Origin of the sequence: Jejuia spongiicola, assembly GCF_023502325.1 — a bacterium.
GTDB lineage: Bacteria > Bacteroidota > Bacteroidia > Flavobacteriales > Flavobacteriaceae > Wocania_A > Wocania_A spongiicola.
Genome location: NZ_JAMFLZ010000002.1, coordinates 62,420 through 78,642, shown reverse-complemented (window position 1 = coordinate 78,642; position 16,223 = coordinate 62,420). Strand labels below are relative to the sequence as shown.

Here is a 16,223-nt window from a genome sequence, read left to right as displayed (position 1 = left end):
GAAAATTCGCGCAAAAATCAAAAAAACTTGAGAGACACTAGTTGCAACAAATTATTTTTCAATTTAATACAAGATAAATTTTATTTTATTTAACATTGTTTTTTGTATGAATTTACTATATTTCTATATGAAAAAGAATATCCTACTATTAATATTTTTAATTCCTTTATTGTCCTTTACCCAAGCAAAAAAACTTTACAGAAAGGCAATTAAAGCAACAAACCCTAAAGACAAAATAGAGTTATTTACACAAGTAATAAAGCTAGAACCTAAAAATTTTAACGCCTATTTTCAAAGAGGTATTGCCAAAAATGATATAGGTGATTATTATGGAGCTATGATGGATTATTCTAAAATAATTATTTATAGACCCGATGCCGATTCATATTATAACCGAGGCAATTCGAAATTCAGTTTAGAAGATTATTCCGGTGCAAAACAAGATTATGAAAGTGCTTTAAAACTTGATCCTCAATTTTTTGATGCATTATATAATTTAGCTTATAGTAAATACTATCTAGAAGACTATATAAGTTCTATTGTAGATTTAAGCAACATTATTAAGGCAATTCCAACAGAATATAAAGCATATACACAAAGAGCAAATGCTCTTTTAGCTTTAAAAAAGTATAAATTGGCGTTACAAGATTTTTCGATGGCTGTTTTAATTAACCCTAGTGAAGACACTTATTACGATCGGGGTTTAACACACCTAAACATTAACTATTATAAACAAGCAAAAAATGATTTTAAAAAATGTTTAAGCTATAATTCAAAGAATGTTTCGGCTTATTTTTACCTAGGCGCTTCTCATTTACTTTTAGGCAAATACGACAAGGCTTTATCTAATTTTACTACCACTTTAAAATATGATGCGTTAGATTATGAAGCCATTTTAGGGTTAGCATTAACCTATTACAAAATGAATGATATAGAAAATGCTAAGTTATACTTAAAAAAAGCTCAAACTATGCTATCGCCTAATATTAAAAGAGACAGTACAATTGAGCTATTTGCTGATACATATTGGTATAAAAATCAGTTTTACTTTTTCAAACAAAATTTTGAAATGTTAAGTAAATTGGCAAATTAACCCTTGTATTTTAGAGGCAAATGCACTAATTTTTTAGTTTCAAAAAAGTCTTCGTTATAATAATCGGTTAAATTATAAATAGATGCGGTTTTATAGTCTTTAAGCTCTTCACTTAAATCGCCTCCTTTCAAATACAAAATACCGTTTTTTAAATCGTGATTTTGCTTTTTAGCAATTTTACCTTTTACCCAATGCACAAAGGTTGGCATTGCAGCAACGGCACGACTTATAATAAAATCATAAGTATCATTAATTTCTTCAACACGGCTATGCGTAGTTTTAACATTGGTTAATCCTAAGCCTTCCGTAACTTCATCTACTACTTTTAATTTTTTTGCAATACTATCTACTAAATGAAATGAGCATTCTGGAAATAAAATAGCTAAAGGAATACCAGGAAATCCACCACCTGTACCAACATCTAAAAGTTTAGTTTCATCTTTAAATTGAATTAACTTCGCTATAGCTAAAGAATGTAATACATGACGTAAATAAAGTTCATCAATATCTTTACGTGATACTACATTAATCTTTAAATTCCAATCCTTATACAGGGATTCAAGTTGCTCAAATTTATGTATTTGATCTTCAGTTAGATTTGGAAAGTATTTTAAAATCAGTTGCATCTATGTTAAATTTTCAACAAAAATATACTTTTTATATGCATATTTTTACAAAAAAACGTTATTACTTAACTTGGTTTATACCTATCTTTGTCGCGTATAGGTATAAGCTAAAATAAGTGTAGCATATTTAAAATTAATAGCATGACTAAACAAACCCTTTCTTTCTCAAGAAAAGACTCTACAAAGTTTTTTAAAACGCTTAACAAACGTGTAAACGATTATTTTAAGGAAAACAACGTTAAACGCACAGGGAACTGGAAATTGTATTTAAAAGCAATTGTAATGTTTTCTTTATTAATAGTACCTGTAGTTTTAATTTTAACTAATGACTTACCTGCCTGGGCTCAAATTATCCTTATGATGGTTGTTGGTGTTGGTATGGCAGGCGTTGGTATGAATGTTATGCACGATGCAAATCATGGCTCATTTTCAAGTAAAAAATGGGTTAACAAATTAATGGGGAGTAGTATTTATATCTTAGCTGGAAACGACTATAATTGGAAAGTGCAACACAATGTATTACATCATACATATACCAATATTCAGGGGCATGATGAAGATATTGATGCTGGTAGAATAATCCGCTTTTCTAAACATACAAAGTGGCTAAAAATTCATAAATACCAAAAGTATTATGCTTTCTTTTTATATGGTTTATTAACTGTAAATTGGGCAATAACTACCGATTTCATACAATCGTATCAATACCTAAAAAGAAAATTAGCTTACGGTAAGCTTCCAAACCCAGCAACACAATGGACAAAGTTAATTATTGGTAAAATAGTATATTATGCTATATGGATTGTTTTACCAATATCCTTAGGTTTTACTTGGTGGCAAGTTCTAATTGGGTTTTTAGTTATGCATTATACCGCTGGCATCATTTTAAGTGTTATTTTTCAATTAGCGCATGTAATGCCTAATACAGAAATGCCTTTACCAGACGAAAAAGGTAATATGAAAAATACCTGGGCTATTCACCAATTATTTACAACTTCAAATTTTTCACCTAAAAGTTGGTTAGTAGAATTTTATACAGGTGGTTTAAATAGGCAAGTTGAGCATCACTTATTTGCTAACATAAGTCATATTCATTACAGAAAAATAGCGAAAATTGTTAAAGAAACTGCAAAAGAGTTTAGCTTGCCATATAATGAATACAACACCTTTTGGAAAGCAGTCTCAGAACATTACAACCAATTAAAAGTGCTAGGACAAAAACCTGGTCTAGCCTAAACTTCATATATACCTATAAACAACCAAATTCATGAGTTTACTTTCAGAGAGAATTTTAAACATGTCTACCTCTGCCACATTAGCTATGGCTGCCAAAGCAAGAGAATTAAGAGGAGAAGGAAAAGATATTATTGGTTTAAGCCTTGGCGAACCAGATTTTAATACACCAGACTTTATTAAAGAAGCTGCAATTCAAGCTATTAATGATGGTTATAATTCTTATACGCCAGTTGATGGTTATGTTGAATTAAAAGAAGCTATCATCACTAAGTTCAAACGCGATAATGGCTTAACTTATGCATTACCACAAATAGTGGTTTCTACAGGCGCAAAACAATGTTTAGCAAATATAGCAGGGGTTATGCTAAATGCTGGTGATGAAGTTATCTTACCATGTCCGTATTGGGTAAGTTACTCTGATATTGTAAAATTAAATGATGGTGTTCCAGTAGAGGTTAAGACCTCTATCGATACAGATTTTAAAATGACAGCTGCTCAACTTGAAGCTGCAATTACTCCAAAAACAAAAATGATTTGGTTTAGTTCGCCTTGTAATCCAAGTGGCTCTATTTATAGTAAAGAAGAGTTAAGAGTTTTAGCCGATGTATTAACTAAGCATCCAAATATTTATGTCGTTTCAGATGAAATTTACGAGCACATAAACTATGTTGGTGGTCATGCAAGTATGGCACAGTTTGACGATATGTATGATCGCACCATTACGGTAAATGGTGTTTCTAAAGCCTTTGCTATGACCGGATGGCGTGTTGGATATATTGGCGCTCCTGAAAAGATTGCTCGTGCTTGTAATAAAATGCAAGGGCAAATTACAAGCGGCACAAACTGTATTGCGCAACGTGCTGTAATTACAGCATTAAACGAGTCGCCATCTCGAGTACAGTATATGATTGATGAGTTTAAAGTACGCCGCGATTTAGTTTTGAATTTATTAAATGATATTGAAGGTTTTAAAACCAATACTCCAGAAGGCGCTTTTTATGTTTTCCCTGATGTATCCTATTACTTCGGAAAAACACTAAAAGGAAAAACCATAAACAACGCTACCGATTTTTCTTTGTATTTATTAGAAGAAGCCTTAGTAGCTACCGTAACCGGTGATGCTTTTGGAAACCCTAATTGTATTAGAATTTCATACGCAGCCTCACAAGAGCAAATTATTAAGGCTATAAAACGTATTAAAGAAGCTGTTAGTTAAACGCTTATATTACGAAATATTGAAAAGCCACTAATAAAATTAGTGGCTTTTTTAATTTATTAAATAGACAAAAACTAAAATTATAATCAGTATTACTATACAAAAAATTGATATTTGTTTTACTCTAGTTTTGCGTTGCTCTCGTTTTAACTTTTCTCTTATTCTTTTAAGCTCTTGAGGTGTTGCTTTAGGAAAATCAAACTGTTGACTTTTTGACCAATCAAAACTACCTGAGGTTTTTCTAAATCTTCTGCTTTTATCAAGCATTATTGATTTGTTGTTCTTAATTGTAGTTAAAAATGATTCCCCGAATGGCATATTACAGTATTATTAGTTATACAAGAAGAATAAAATTAAGACAGTAATTATTACCCCAAATACAATTAACAATTTTACTTTATGAACTCTATTCTGCTTAAGAATTTTTTCTCTTATTTCGTTTAACTGTTCAGGAGTAGCTGTAGGAAACTCAGCTAATTTAGCATTAGAATAACTTCCTGACAAACCTCCTCTTTCTTTTCTTTTTGATATAAGATCCCTATTATTCTTTAAAGAATTGTTTGCTGCCATCATTGACCCTTCTCCTCCCATGAGTTCTAAAATTTAAAATGAAACTATAATTAATATTTGATAAGTAAATTGACACTCAATAAATTATAATTTATTGATTCAACTCATTATGTCTAAAAGAATGCTTTGAGGTTAACTCAAAAGATTATCAGTTAACAATCGTAAAAAAACCTGCTTTATATATATGTAGCAAATTTTATAAAAATGTTACATTTTTACAAGTATTGAGAAGTTTTTTGAAAGAAAACACAACAAAAAACCATCAATTTTAAAATTGATGGTTTAAATCGAAATGTTTTGTTTAATGAATGGTAATTAATTTAAGCCCTTATTGCCATCAAGAAACAATATACAAATGAATACTATTTATTGATTTCTACATTGTGGTTTTACCACATATTTTTCTTACATTAACACTATACGAAAAAACAATCTATACTTTTGCACCCCCAACCTTTAAAAATAATGACCCTTGTAGCAAAAAAACTAGTTGTTCATGAACAAAAATGGCATCAAACTCTTAATTGTTGAAGATCATAATATTATAGCTCATGCATATGAAAACATTTTGAATGACATACCTAATATTAGCTTTAATATTTCATTTGCAAAAAATTGTGATGAGGCAATAGAAAAAGTACAGCGTATAAAAACTCAAATAGTCATTTTAGACCTTCAACTTCCAATATCAAAAAATGAGCGCTTTGTTTCTGGGGAAGATATTGGACTTTTAATTAGAAAAGAAAATCCTGATACTAAAATATTAGTTTTAACTTCTATAACTGACCAAATTAGAATAACTAACATAATAAATGAAATTGACCCTGAAGGCTTTATGATTAAATCGGATATCGATTCCACAGATTTAAAAATCGCAATAAATAAAGTCTTAAACGGTCAGAAATATTACAGTAAAAAAATAGAAGGCTATCTTGACAAAACCATTATTAATGGTATAACAATAGACAACTTTGATAGACAAATATTATATCATCTATCAATGGGTGAAAAAACAAAGGATTTAGCTAAATACATTCCGCTATCTACTCGTGCTATCGAGGTAAGAAAAACGAAGCTAAAAACCTTGCTAGACGATAAAAATGATGATAACTTTAATTTGGTGAAAAGTGCAAAAAAAATTGGAATTATTTAAATTAACATAAGAGGTTATATTACAAAAGTAATTCATAATCTATAAGTGTAACAATCTAGTAATTAATTAGAAGTTTGGTGGTTATCCCAAAAAAGTAAATTAAGACCAGATTAGGTAAAAACCTAGTCTGGTCTTTTATATTGGGTAAAATTTAAGAATATATTGCTATAAAAATAACAGCAAAAGCTGACACTTTTAAAATAGTTTCTATACTTGAAGTAAATTGATATTGGCCGATTTTTAAACGCTGTCTCATGCCAAATAGAGATTGTGAAGTTGTATTGTTTAAATTCTTTTTTGCAAGATTTTTGTAATTAGAATTTAATAAGCCTTCTGGCTTGGTAAATTTTTCAATTGCCCTAGGTTCTGGTTCTAAATCTTCTACTTTTAATGTTAATTCCATGTTATTATTTTTAATTGGTTTACATATACTAGACGCATAACTAAATAAAATGTTACATAGTCTTTTTTTTGTAAACCGCTAAAAATCAAACAAAAAAAGGCTTAGCATTTATATATACTAATAAAAGCCAAGTTTAGAATATTTCAAAAAAAACAAAAAAGCCAAGCTTTATCTAGCCATTTTTTTTTCTCGTTTGTATTCGTAAATTGATAAAATTCCTGCTAAAACAAAAAGCATTATAGCTTTAAAATAATCATCGACCATTAATACTAAATCAATATTAACAATTAATATTACCATAACAATTGTTACAATTACTACTTTCTTCAATTTTTTAATTTTTATAAGTTAGGGTACTCCTTAGATGATTCAATACTCATCAATATTTGTACCAAAGCATGCCTCATTTCATAAAAACAAGCTTCAGCAATTGGATTTGGTTAGATTTAGGCTGTGTAAAAATAGTATTATAAAATTACAATACATAATACTACAATAATTAAACGAATAACTTATCGGTTAATTGTGAGAAATGATAAAATTATATTCTACCTATTACGCCAAAAGAAAGGAGTAAATAAAATAAGTACTGTAAAGAGTTCTAATCGGCCAATGAGCATTAAAAAGCTACACCACCATTTCCCTATACTGGGTAAATTAGCATAGTTATTTACTGGTCCAAAATCACCTAAAGCTGGTCCTACATTTCCCAAACTAGACGCTGCTAAACCAATAGCGGATTTAAAATCTATTTCCATCATAGAAAAGCCTAATGCTCCAATAATAAAAGAGAGCATATATAAAATAAAAAATGCCAATACATTAAACACAATATCTCCAGATATAGACCTTTTATTATATCGCACAGGAACAATAGCATTAGGATGTAGTGTACGTTTAAATTCTAAAAATCCGTTTTTAATTAGTATTAAATGACGCACTACTTTTACACCGCCTGAGGTACTGCCAGCCGATCCTCCAAGAAACATAAGCCCAAAAAATAAGACTACTAAAAATGGGGTCCACATAGTAAAATCTGCAGTAACAAAGCCAGTAGTTGTAACTACTGATATTACTTGAAACAACCCATGTCTAAATGCACTTTCTGCTTCTCCCCAAACCATAGGGTGGTTTATAGTAGAAGCTGCAATATCTGCTCTAAAATAAATAATACATGCCGCTATAACAGTAAAAACAACAATGAATTTAAAATAAAGTTTAAACTCTTCGTCGTGTATTATTTTCTGGATTTTTCCTTTGAAGGCAAAATAACTTAATACAAAGTTAGTGCCAGCTAAAAACATAAATATTATGATTATGTATTGAATGATAGGCTCATTGTTCCAATGAGCTACACTTGCATTTTTTGTTGAAAACCCACCAGTTGATAAGGTACACAATGCATGATTAATAGCATCAAAAAAGGACATGCCAGCAACCTGTAACAATATGGTTTCTGCAGCTGTATAACCAAAATAAATTAACCATAAACGTTTTGCCGTATCGGTAATTCTTGGGTGCAGCTTATCGGCACTTGGCCCTGGAGCTTCGGCCGCAAACAATTGCATACCTCCTATTCCTAGTAAAGGCAATATAGCAATAGCGAGTACTATAATACCCATTCCTCCAATCCAATGTGTTAAACTACGCCAAAACAAAACACCTTTAGGGACTGCCTCAATATCGTTTAATATACTTGCTCCTGTTGTTGTAAAGCCAGACATTGTTTCAAAAAAGGCATTAGTAAAACTCGAAATACTTCCTGTAAAAACATAAGGTAAAGTACCGGCTAAAGCCATTATAATCCAACCAAAAGTTACAACTATATAACCTTCGCGCTTATTCATTTCTTTTTGATGACGTCGCGTAAATAGCATGACCAGAGCACCTATTACTAGTGTAACTATGCCCGCTAAAAATAATTGAAGCGTAACTCCATCTTTATAAATTAAACTAATAAGTGATGCGAGTAACACAAAACCACCATTAAATAATAATAGGAGCCCGAAAAAATGAAAAATGATTTTGTAGTTTAACTTCATTAAAACGCAGTATTAAAGAAATATTTTTTCTACACCTTTTATAGATTTAAGCAAACTGCAAACCACAACCCTATCGCCTTCTTGAATTTTAAAATCTCCTAAAGCAATTAAACCTACTCCATTTCTGATGACACCGCCAATAATAGCAGATCTAGGAAAATCAATCTCTTTTATAACTTTATTACAGATTACAGATGTTGCTTTGACTTCAAACTCTAACAATTCTGCATTCATGTTATTCAATTTGGTCATAGCTACAACTTCACCTTTACGTATATACCTAAAAATATTATTTGCAGCTAGTAATTTTTTATTAATAAGTGTATCGATACCAATAGACTGAGACAATTCAAAATAATCCATATTCTCAACCAAAGCAATAGATTTTTTTACACCTTTAGATTTAGCCACTAAACAAGACATGATATTGGTTTCAGAATTATCACCTACAGCAATAAAAGCATCCATATCGCTAATACTTTCTTCATTTAAAATGTCTACATTTCTACCGTCACTATTAATAACTAAAACGTTTGGTAAGACATCAGCAATATCAAAAGCACGTTCTTTACTTTTTTCTAAAAGCTTTACTTTAAACCCTTTTTGACTTAACTCTCTTGCCGATTTAAAACCTATTTGAGTTCCGCCAAGAATCATAACATTTTTTATTTCTGTATTTTCTTTACCTGTAAGTTTACAAAGTTCTTCTGCGCCACCTTCAGAGGTTATAAAAACGACATTATCTCCTTCTTTAAACAAAGTATCGCCTCTAGGGATGATAGTAAATTGGGTTCCTGCTCGCTGAATAGCTATGGGTACAAAATGAATTTCCGGAAAAATTTTAGCTGCTTGCTTAACCTTTTTTCCCACAAAAGAGGCTTCTTTTGACAAGGTTAAACCTGCCATGGTAAGCGCTCCTTCCTCAAACTCATAATTATCATTAAAGGAAGATGATTTAAGCGATAATTCAATCTCAGAAGCCGCTAAGGCCTCAGGAGAAATAAGCTCATCAATTCCAAACTTGGTAAAACCAACTTCATCCTTATGGTTTATAAATTCAGTATTAGATATTCTAGCAATGGTACGCTTTGAACCTAGTTGCTTTGCTAAAACACAGATAGTAATATTAGTGGTTTCTGAAGCTGTTACACCAATTAATAAATCACTAGTATCTACACGGGCTTCTTTTAAAATAGCAATCGATGTAGCGTCGCCTTTAATAACTTTTATATCTAAATGTGTATCAGCGTGGGCAAGACTTTCTTTATTTGTGTCTATTAAAGTAATCTCTTGAGATTCGTAAGACAATAATTTCGCTAAATGAAATCCAACTTCACCAGCTCCAGCAATAATAATTTTCATTATTTGTATATCATAAAAAGTATAACAAATATAGTATAAAATAAATATTGCTACCTTACTAATAGTCAATATAATATTTGTAAACCAATTGCATTATGCTTTTATAAAAGTTTATATTTGCTCAAAATTTTACAGATTTGTCAAAAATAAAGCCTTACAAGAATAGCGAATTAGGAAAAAAGGAACAGGTTACCAAAATGTTTGATACCATTTCTGGTGATTACGATGGATTAAATCGTGTGATTTCTTTTGGTATTGATATTAAATGGCGAAAAAAAGTGGTGAAATTGGTTAAAGAAAAACAGCCAGAAACCATTTTAGATATCGCAACAGGAACTGGAGATTTAGCTATTAATCTTGCTGAAACTAATGCCACAAAAATTATTGGTTTAGATATTAGCAGTGGCATGCTGGATATTGGTAAAGAAAAAATTAAAAAGAAAGGTTTAGAACAGAAAATTGAGATGGTTTTAGGTGATTCTGAAAACATGCCTTTTGATGATAACACCTTTGATGCCATTACCGTTGCTTTTGGAGTCCGTAATTTTGAAACTTTAGAAAATGGCTTAAAAGAAATTCTTAGAGTTTTAAAGCCTAGCGGTAATTTTGTGATTTTAGAAACATCAATGCCAGATAAAACTCCATACAAACAAGGTTACAATTTTTATACAAAAAATATTTTACCAGTTATAGGCAGAGTATTTTCTAAAGATAGAAGTGCCTATAAATATTTGTGCGAATCGGCATCAACTTTTCCTTATGGAGAAGCTTTAAACAATATTTTACGTAAAATTGGGTTTATTAATGTTGAAGATTTTCCGCAAACCTTTGGAGTGGCAACAATCTATAGAGCATCAAAACAATAAAAATGAAGCACCTTTTTCTGTTATTAGTATTTTTTTTAGTAGTTCAAACCTCTGATGCACAGTTATTCAAAAGAGAGAAGGTTACTTATGATGCAAATCAAGGAAGAGGAACTACTGATAATAATTTGTTACGTTGGGGTTACTTTTTAGGCATCAATAATTACGATTTCAATTTTGATTACAATGAGGATTTACGTGATATTTATGTAAAAAGAAGTCCAGGTTTTAGTGTTGGGTTAATTGGTAATTTACGTATTAATAAATTTATTGATTTACGCTTAGAACCAGGTTTACTAATTACAACCAGAGAGTTATATTATAGCCAAACATATTTTGAAGGGTTTCCAGATTTAAATAATTCAGATTTAAAAAGAGAAGTGAAATCTACTTACATTCATATTCCTTTATTAGTAAAACTTTCTACCAAACGAATTAATAATTTTAAGCCGTTTATTGTTGGTGGAGTTTCAACAGCCTTAAACCTTTCTAGTAACGAAACAAACCCCAATGATAATAGCAATGGCCAATTTAGAACCAAAAAGAACATGTTGTTTTATGAACTTGGTTTTGGTGTAGATTTGTATTTATATAATTTTAAATTCACTCCTTCTATACGTGGGCTTTTTGCTATTAATGATGAGTTGGTAAGGGATACAGACCCAAATAGTCCTTGGACAAGTAATATTGCAAGCATGAAAACACGAGGCGTATTTATTAACTTCACGTTTCAGTAGTTTAATCTGTACGACAAATAATATTCTCTCAATTAACTCCTTCTAAACTCACTTAATAATATAGCTGTTGCTGTTGCTACATTTAAACTTTCGGTAGCTTGCAAATCACCAAATCTTGGTATAGAAATTTTTTCATCTATAGTTGCTTCAACTTGTTTTGATATACCGTTGGCTTCATTCCCCATAACTAAAATTCCAGAATTAGGTAATTGCTTTTTATAAACGGTTTCTCCTTCCATAAAGGCTCCAAAAACAGGAGGTTCTGCTTTGCTTAAAAAAGCAGCTAAATCTACATAACTTATATTAACTCTAGTTATAGACCCCATGGTAGCTTGAATAACTTTAGGGTTAAAACAATCAACCGTTTCTTTGCTGCAAAGCAAATCTTTAATACCAAACCAATCGCAAAGTCGAATAATAGTGCCTAAGTTTCCAGGGTCTCTAATCGCATCAAGTGCCACAATCATTCCATTTAAATTTATTGGTTTTGGCTTTGGTATTTTAAAAACAGCCAAAGCTTTATTTGGTGTAGTTAAAAAACTTATACGCTTTAAATCGGCTTTAGAAATTAAAATTTCATCTTTGGCATCAATATTGAATGTTTCTGTCGTATATAATGCTTGAAGTGTTAATTTAGATTGTAATAGTTCTTTTATTGTTTTTGTACCCTCAACAACAAAAAAACCATGTTGCAGTCTATATTTTTTTTGCTTTAAACTCGTTATTAATTTTATCTGGCTTTTAGAGAGCATTAAATCTTTTTTATATTATTCATTTTTTAATTTTATAAAGAAATGAAAAAATATTTATAAGGTTAAATTACGCTTAAATTATTTAGGTGTTTTTCTGAGGAAATAATGTATTTTTGAGTCCATAACATGTATTTATTATTATTTCTTTTAATTAAAACAAACTCTTAAACCCGTAACTTGAATTAAATATAATTTCATTTGCAAAAACAACTCTTAAAAATACTACTATTATTATGTTTTACAGGATACTTTACATCCTGTGATACTGTAAAAAGAGTTGCAGAAAACGAACACTTATTAGTAAAAAACACGGTATATGTAAACGATAAAAAGAACAATACCGAAACCATATCTAATTTATTACACCAAAAGCCAAACAGTAAATTACCATTGATTGGTAATTTAAGACTTAATATTTACAATTTGGCGCGCCCAAATAGAGATTCCATTTTTGAAGCTTGGTTAGATAAAAACCCTAAAAGACGAGAACGCCTAAAAAAAGCATATTCTCAAAAGCAAGTAGACAGGCTTAAATCATCGGCTTTAGGATTTAATAATTGGTTAAAAAAAACTGGCGAGCCTCCTGTAATTGTTGATGAGAAAAAAACAGAAAAGACTGCAAAGCGGTTAAAGTCTTATTATAAATTTAATGGCTGGAGTAATGTTGACATAAAATATGACATCAACAAACTGGATAATAAGCGAGCAACTATTGATTATTTTGTAGAACATGGAGAGCCATATATAATAGATTCTATTACAAAAAGTATTTCGTCTCCCGTTATAGACTCTTTATATAAGACAATTAAAAAAGAGGCATTAATAAAGAAAAACAATCAATATGTTATTCCTATTTTAGGTTTAGAGCGTGACAGAATTTCTGCTGAAATGCGTAACTCTGGCGTGTATCATTTTAATCAAGACTATATTAGGTTTACTGTTGATACGGTTGATACTAATAAAAAAGCCAACATTGATGTTATCATTCAAGATAGAGCTATCAGAACTCAAGATTCTACTATACGAAAACCATTTAAAATTTATAAAATAAAGGATGTAAACGTATTTACAGATCACACTTTTGAAAATAATGATAAATCACCTAAAGAATCTCTTAAATTTAATGGTTATAACTTATATGCTTACGATGAAATAAAATATAAGCCTAAAGCTATCACTGATGCTATCTTTATAAACCCAGGGAGTATTTTCAGAGATATTGATAGAACACGTTCTTATAGACATATAAGTGAGTTGCGAACGTTTAAATATCCAGATATAAATTATTTTGAAAATGAAGATTCTACATTAACTGCAAATATTTATTTAACACCATTAAAAAAATTCGGGCTAGGCTTTAGCGCCGAAGTATCTAAAAGCAACATACAAGATGTTGGATTTTCATTGAGCCCTTCTTTACTTATAAGAAATATTTTTAGAGGCGCAGAAACTTTTGAAATCTCTGGAATAGCATCTATTGGAGCTTCGGATGATGCCGCAAATAATCGCGATCAATTTTTTGATATTAATGAGTTTGGAGTAGACTTAAAACTTACTTTTCCAAGATTATTCTCTCCTTTTAATACTGAAAGATTAATCCCAAAATATATGTCTCCAACTACCAGAATTAGTTTGTCAGCAACGAGTCAAACCAATATTGGCTTAGATAAGCAAACTTTTACTGGTACATTTAACTATAAGTGGAATCCAAATGCCATAGTTACTAACAGGCTTGATTTATTTAATGTACAATATGTTAGAAATCTAAATATTGGAAATTATTTTGATGTTTACCAAAACTCATTTACCACATTAAATAATATTTCAAAAACTATAAATTATAATAGTGGAAATGATTTAACTTTTCCAGATCTAACTGATGCTTTTCTAAGTGATGTTCTAAACAACAATACGTCTTTAACTCCTATTGACGACGACTATAAAACCGTATCGGCAATTAACGAACGTAAAAACAGATTGACTGAAAACAACTTAATATTCTCTTCAAGTTTTAGTTTTACTCAAGATAAGCGTCAAAATTTATTTGATGAAGATTTTTCAATATTTCGTTTTAAATTAGAAGCAGCAGGCAATTTACTAGCAAATACTTCAAAACTTTTAGGGTTAAATAAAAATGCCGATGACCGTTACGAGTTATTTAATGTCGCTTATTCTCAATACATCAAAACAGAGTTCGACTATGTAAAACACTGGGACTTAGGAAGAAAAAATGTTTTAGCAATGCGAGCTTTTTTTGGTATTGCAATCCCATACGGCAACTCCTCTAGTATTCCTTTTTCTAAAAGTTTCTTTGCAGGTGGTGCAAACGACAATCGTGCATGGACCGCTTATAGCTTAGGTCCTGGAAGCTCAGAAACCATTAATGAGTTTAACGAAGCTAATTTAAAACTTGCATTTAGTGTAGAGCAACGGTTTAATATATTCGAAAATTTAAATGGGGCAGTATTTGTTGATACAGGTAACATATGGAATGCTCTTGACGATGTTGAAGATGACAATGCTACTTTTACTAATTTCAACTCCTTAAAAGATATTGCTATTGGTTCTGGCTTTGGTTTACGTTACGATTTTAGTTTTTTTATTTTCCGTTTCGATATCGGCTTTAAAACTTATGATCCTTTTTATAGAGACCAAAACCGTTGGTTTAATGATTACAATTTTGGTAACGCAGTATATAATATTGGTATAAATTATCCTTTTTAATAACAAAGAATCACTCTATCTTTTATTAAAACTTCATTAAAAATCCTCATTGATTTATATTAAGCTGAGCTTATCTAAACAAGTATAAAAATGAGGTTTTAACACCATTCAAACTATAACGTTTTAGTTTCATTTAGATAGTTTCATCCAATAAAACCTTAACTATTTATTTAAAAATTGATTACTTTTGAAACCTACTAATTTTTAATCAATTAAATAAAAAATGGGACATAATATAAAACCAGGTGTTGCAACAGGTAAAGAAGTTCAAGCTATTTTCAACCATGCAAAAGCTAATAATTATGCACTTCCTGCTGTTAACGTTATTGGTTCAGATACTATAAATGGTGTTTTAGAAACTGCAAGAGACTTAAACGCTCCTGTAATTATTCAATTTTCAAATGGTGGCGCGCAGTTTAATGCAGGTAAAGGGTTAAGTAACGACGGGCAAAAAGCAGCTATTGCTGGTGCCGTTGCTGGTGCTAAACATGTACATACATTAGCAGAAGCTTATGGTGTTCCAGTAATTTTACATACAGACCACTGTGCTAAGAAACTTTTACCTTGGATTGATGGTTTATTAGACGCTAGTGAAGCACATTATAAAGAAACTGGGAAATCTTTATTCAGTTCTCATATGATTGATCTTTCAGAAGAGCCAATCGAAGAAAATATCGAAATCTGTAAAACCTATTTAGAAAGAATGTCTAAAATGGGTATGACTTTAGAAATTGAATTAGGTATTACTGGAGGAGAAGAAGATGGTGTTGATAATAGCGATGTTGACGACTCAAAACTATACACACAGCCAGAAGAAGTAGCTTATGCATATGAAGAATTAAGTAAAGTGAGTTCGCAATTTACTATTGCAGCGGCATTTGGTAATGTTCATGGTGTTTACAAACCAGGAAACGTAAAATTAACTCCAAAAATCTTAAAGAATTCTCAAGAGCACATTTCTAAAAAATACAACGTTGAGCACAACCATATTGATTTTGTATTCCACGGTGGTTCTGGTTCTACGGTAGAAGAAATTCGTGAAGGTATAAGTTATGGTGTAATTAAAATGAATATTGATACTGATTTACAATATGCATTTATGAGTGGAATTCGCGATTACATGGGAGATAAAGCTGAATATTTAAAAGCGCAAATAGGAAATCCTGATGGAGATGATGTGCCAAACAAAAAATTCTACGACCCACGAGTTTGGTTACGCGAAGGGGAAAAAACATTTGTAACTCGTTTAAAAAAGGCTTTCGAAGATTTAAATAACGTAAATACTTTATAAAAGGTAATTTTACTACAAATACTAAGAAAAAGGCTCTGTATAATTCAGAGTCTTTTTTTTATATTCAACTCAAAAGCAATTAATTACACAACTAAAATCAATAAAATCATTGTGGCATTACCCCAAAATTAAAAAAAGGTTTAATTTTGTCGTCG

The 16,223-nt window shown here is 30.5% G+C and carries 15 protein-coding genes; 8 read left to right on the top strand and 7 right to left on the bottom strand.

Annotation, left to right across the window (positions count from 1 at the left end):
- Positions 1-127 precede the first annotated feature (127 nt).
- Positions 128-1,093, top strand: coding sequence for a tetratricopeptide repeat protein (locus M3P09_RS04195; protein ID WP_249972143.1), 966 nt, complete (start codon positions 128-130; stop codon positions 1,091-1,093).
- Here M3P09_RS04195 and rsmG read toward each other — a convergent pair.
- The gene (gene rsmG / locus M3P09_RS04190; RefSeq protein ID WP_249972142.1) at positions 1,090-1,719 is read right to left on the bottom strand and encodes a 16S rRNA (guanine(527)-N(7))-methyltransferase RsmG; all 630 of its coding nucleotides are present in this window, start codon (positions 1,717-1,719) and stop codon (positions 1,090-1,092) included. The two genes, M3P09_RS04195 and rsmG, sit on opposite strands and share 4 nt — an antisense overlap.
- A 141-nt stretch (positions 1,720-1,860) precedes the next feature.
- Here rsmG and M3P09_RS04185 point away from each other — a divergent pair, with 141 nt between their 5' ends.
- Together M3P09_RS04185 and M3P09_RS04180 are read left to right on the top strand one after the other, a co-directional pair.
- Positions 1,861-2,955, top strand: coding sequence for a fatty acid desaturase family protein (locus tag M3P09_RS04185; protein WP_099564464.1), 1,095 nt, complete (start codon positions 1,861-1,863; stop codon positions 2,953-2,955).
- A gap of 31 nt (positions 2,956-2,986) precedes the next feature.
- Positions 2,987-4,171 carry a pyridoxal phosphate-dependent aminotransferase gene (locus M3P09_RS04180; RefSeq protein ID WP_249972141.1) on the top strand — a complete coding sequence of 395 codons (1,185 nt, stop codon included), beginning with the start codon at positions 2,987-2,989 and terminating at the stop codon, positions 4,169-4,171.
- Positions 4,172-4,501: 330 nt separating this feature from the next.
- Here M3P09_RS04180 and M3P09_RS04175 read toward each other — a convergent pair whose 3' ends face one another.
- On the bottom strand, positions 4,502-4,762 hold the full coding sequence (locus tag M3P09_RS04175) for a hypothetical protein (protein ID WP_099564467.1): 261 nt from the start codon (positions 4,760-4,762) through the stop codon (positions 4,502-4,504).
- Between the two features lie 475 nt (positions 4,763-5,237).
- Here M3P09_RS04175 and M3P09_RS04170 point away from each other — a divergent pair, with 475 nt between their 5' ends.
- Positions 5,238-5,894, top strand: coding sequence for a response regulator (locus tag M3P09_RS04170; protein ID WP_099564468.1), 657 nt, complete (start codon positions 5,238-5,240; stop codon positions 5,892-5,894).
- A gap of 151 nt (positions 5,895-6,045) precedes the next feature.
- On the opposite strand, the gene M3P09_RS04165 is transcribed toward M3P09_RS04170, so the two are convergent.
- The 4 genes from M3P09_RS04165 to trkA all read right to left on the bottom strand — a co-directional run bounded on the left by M3P09_RS04165 (position 6,046) and on the right by trkA (position 9,701).
- Positions 6,046-6,297, bottom strand: a complete 252-nt coding sequence (locus tag M3P09_RS04165; protein WP_249972140.1) for a hypothetical protein — start codon at positions 6,295-6,297, stop codon at positions 6,046-6,048.
- A 168-nt stretch (positions 6,298-6,465) separates the two neighbouring features.
- Positions 6,466-6,627: a hypothetical protein gene (locus M3P09_RS04160; RefSeq protein WP_249972139.1), complete on the bottom strand. Its 162-nt coding sequence runs from the start codon at positions 6,625-6,627 to the stop codon at positions 6,466-6,468.
- Positions 6,628-6,845: 218 nt separating this feature from the next.
- Complete coding sequence (locus tag M3P09_RS04155; RefSeq protein WP_249972138.1) at positions 6,846-8,339, bottom strand: TrkH family potassium uptake protein; 1,494 nt, start codon at positions 8,337-8,339, stop codon at positions 6,846-6,848.
- A 12-nt stretch (positions 8,340-8,351) separates the two neighbouring features.
- Entirely contained in the window at positions 8,352-9,701 is a 1,350-nt protein-coding gene (gene trkA, locus M3P09_RS04150; protein WP_099564471.1) for a Trk system potassium transporter TrkA, read from the bottom strand.
- Positions 9,702-9,838: 137 nt separating this feature from the next.
- Between trkA and ubiE the strand changes: the two genes are divergently transcribed.
- Together ubiE and porT are read left to right on the top strand one after the other, a co-directional pair.
- A complete protein-coding gene (ubiE, locus tag M3P09_RS04145; protein ID WP_249972137.1) occupies positions 9,839-10,567 on the top strand; it encodes a bifunctional demethylmenaquinone methyltransferase/2-methoxy-6-polyprenyl-1,4-benzoquinol methylase UbiE in 729 nt (242 codons plus the stop codon).
- Between the two features lie 2 nt (positions 10,568-10,569).
- Positions 10,570-11,301 carry a type IX secretion/gliding motility protein PorT/SprT gene (porT, locus tag M3P09_RS04140; protein ID WP_249972136.1) on the top strand — a complete coding sequence of 244 codons (732 nt, stop codon included), beginning with the start codon at positions 10,570-10,572 and terminating at the stop codon, positions 11,299-11,301.
- Positions 11,302-11,333: 32 nt separating this feature from the next.
- On the opposite strand, the gene M3P09_RS04135 is transcribed toward porT, so the two are convergent.
- Positions 11,334-12,053: a TrmH family RNA methyltransferase gene (locus M3P09_RS04135; RefSeq protein ID WP_249972135.1), complete on the bottom strand. Its 720-nt coding sequence runs from the start codon at positions 12,051-12,053 to the stop codon at positions 11,334-11,336.
- 198 nt (positions 12,054-12,251) lie between these two features.
- On the opposite strand from M3P09_RS04135, the gene tamL reads away from it, so the two are divergent.
- Positions 12,252-14,777, top strand: a complete 2,526-nt coding sequence (gene tamL, locus M3P09_RS04130; RefSeq protein ID WP_249972134.1) for a translocation and assembly module lipoprotein TamL — start codon at positions 12,252-12,254, stop codon at positions 14,775-14,777.
- Between the two features lie 223 nt (positions 14,778-15,000).
- Positions 15,001-16,068, top strand: a complete 1,068-nt coding sequence (gene fbaA, locus M3P09_RS04125) for a class II fructose-bisphosphate aldolase (RefSeq protein ID WP_099564476.1) — start codon at positions 15,001-15,003, stop codon at positions 16,066-16,068.
- Positions 16,069-16,223: the final 155 nt, after the last annotated feature.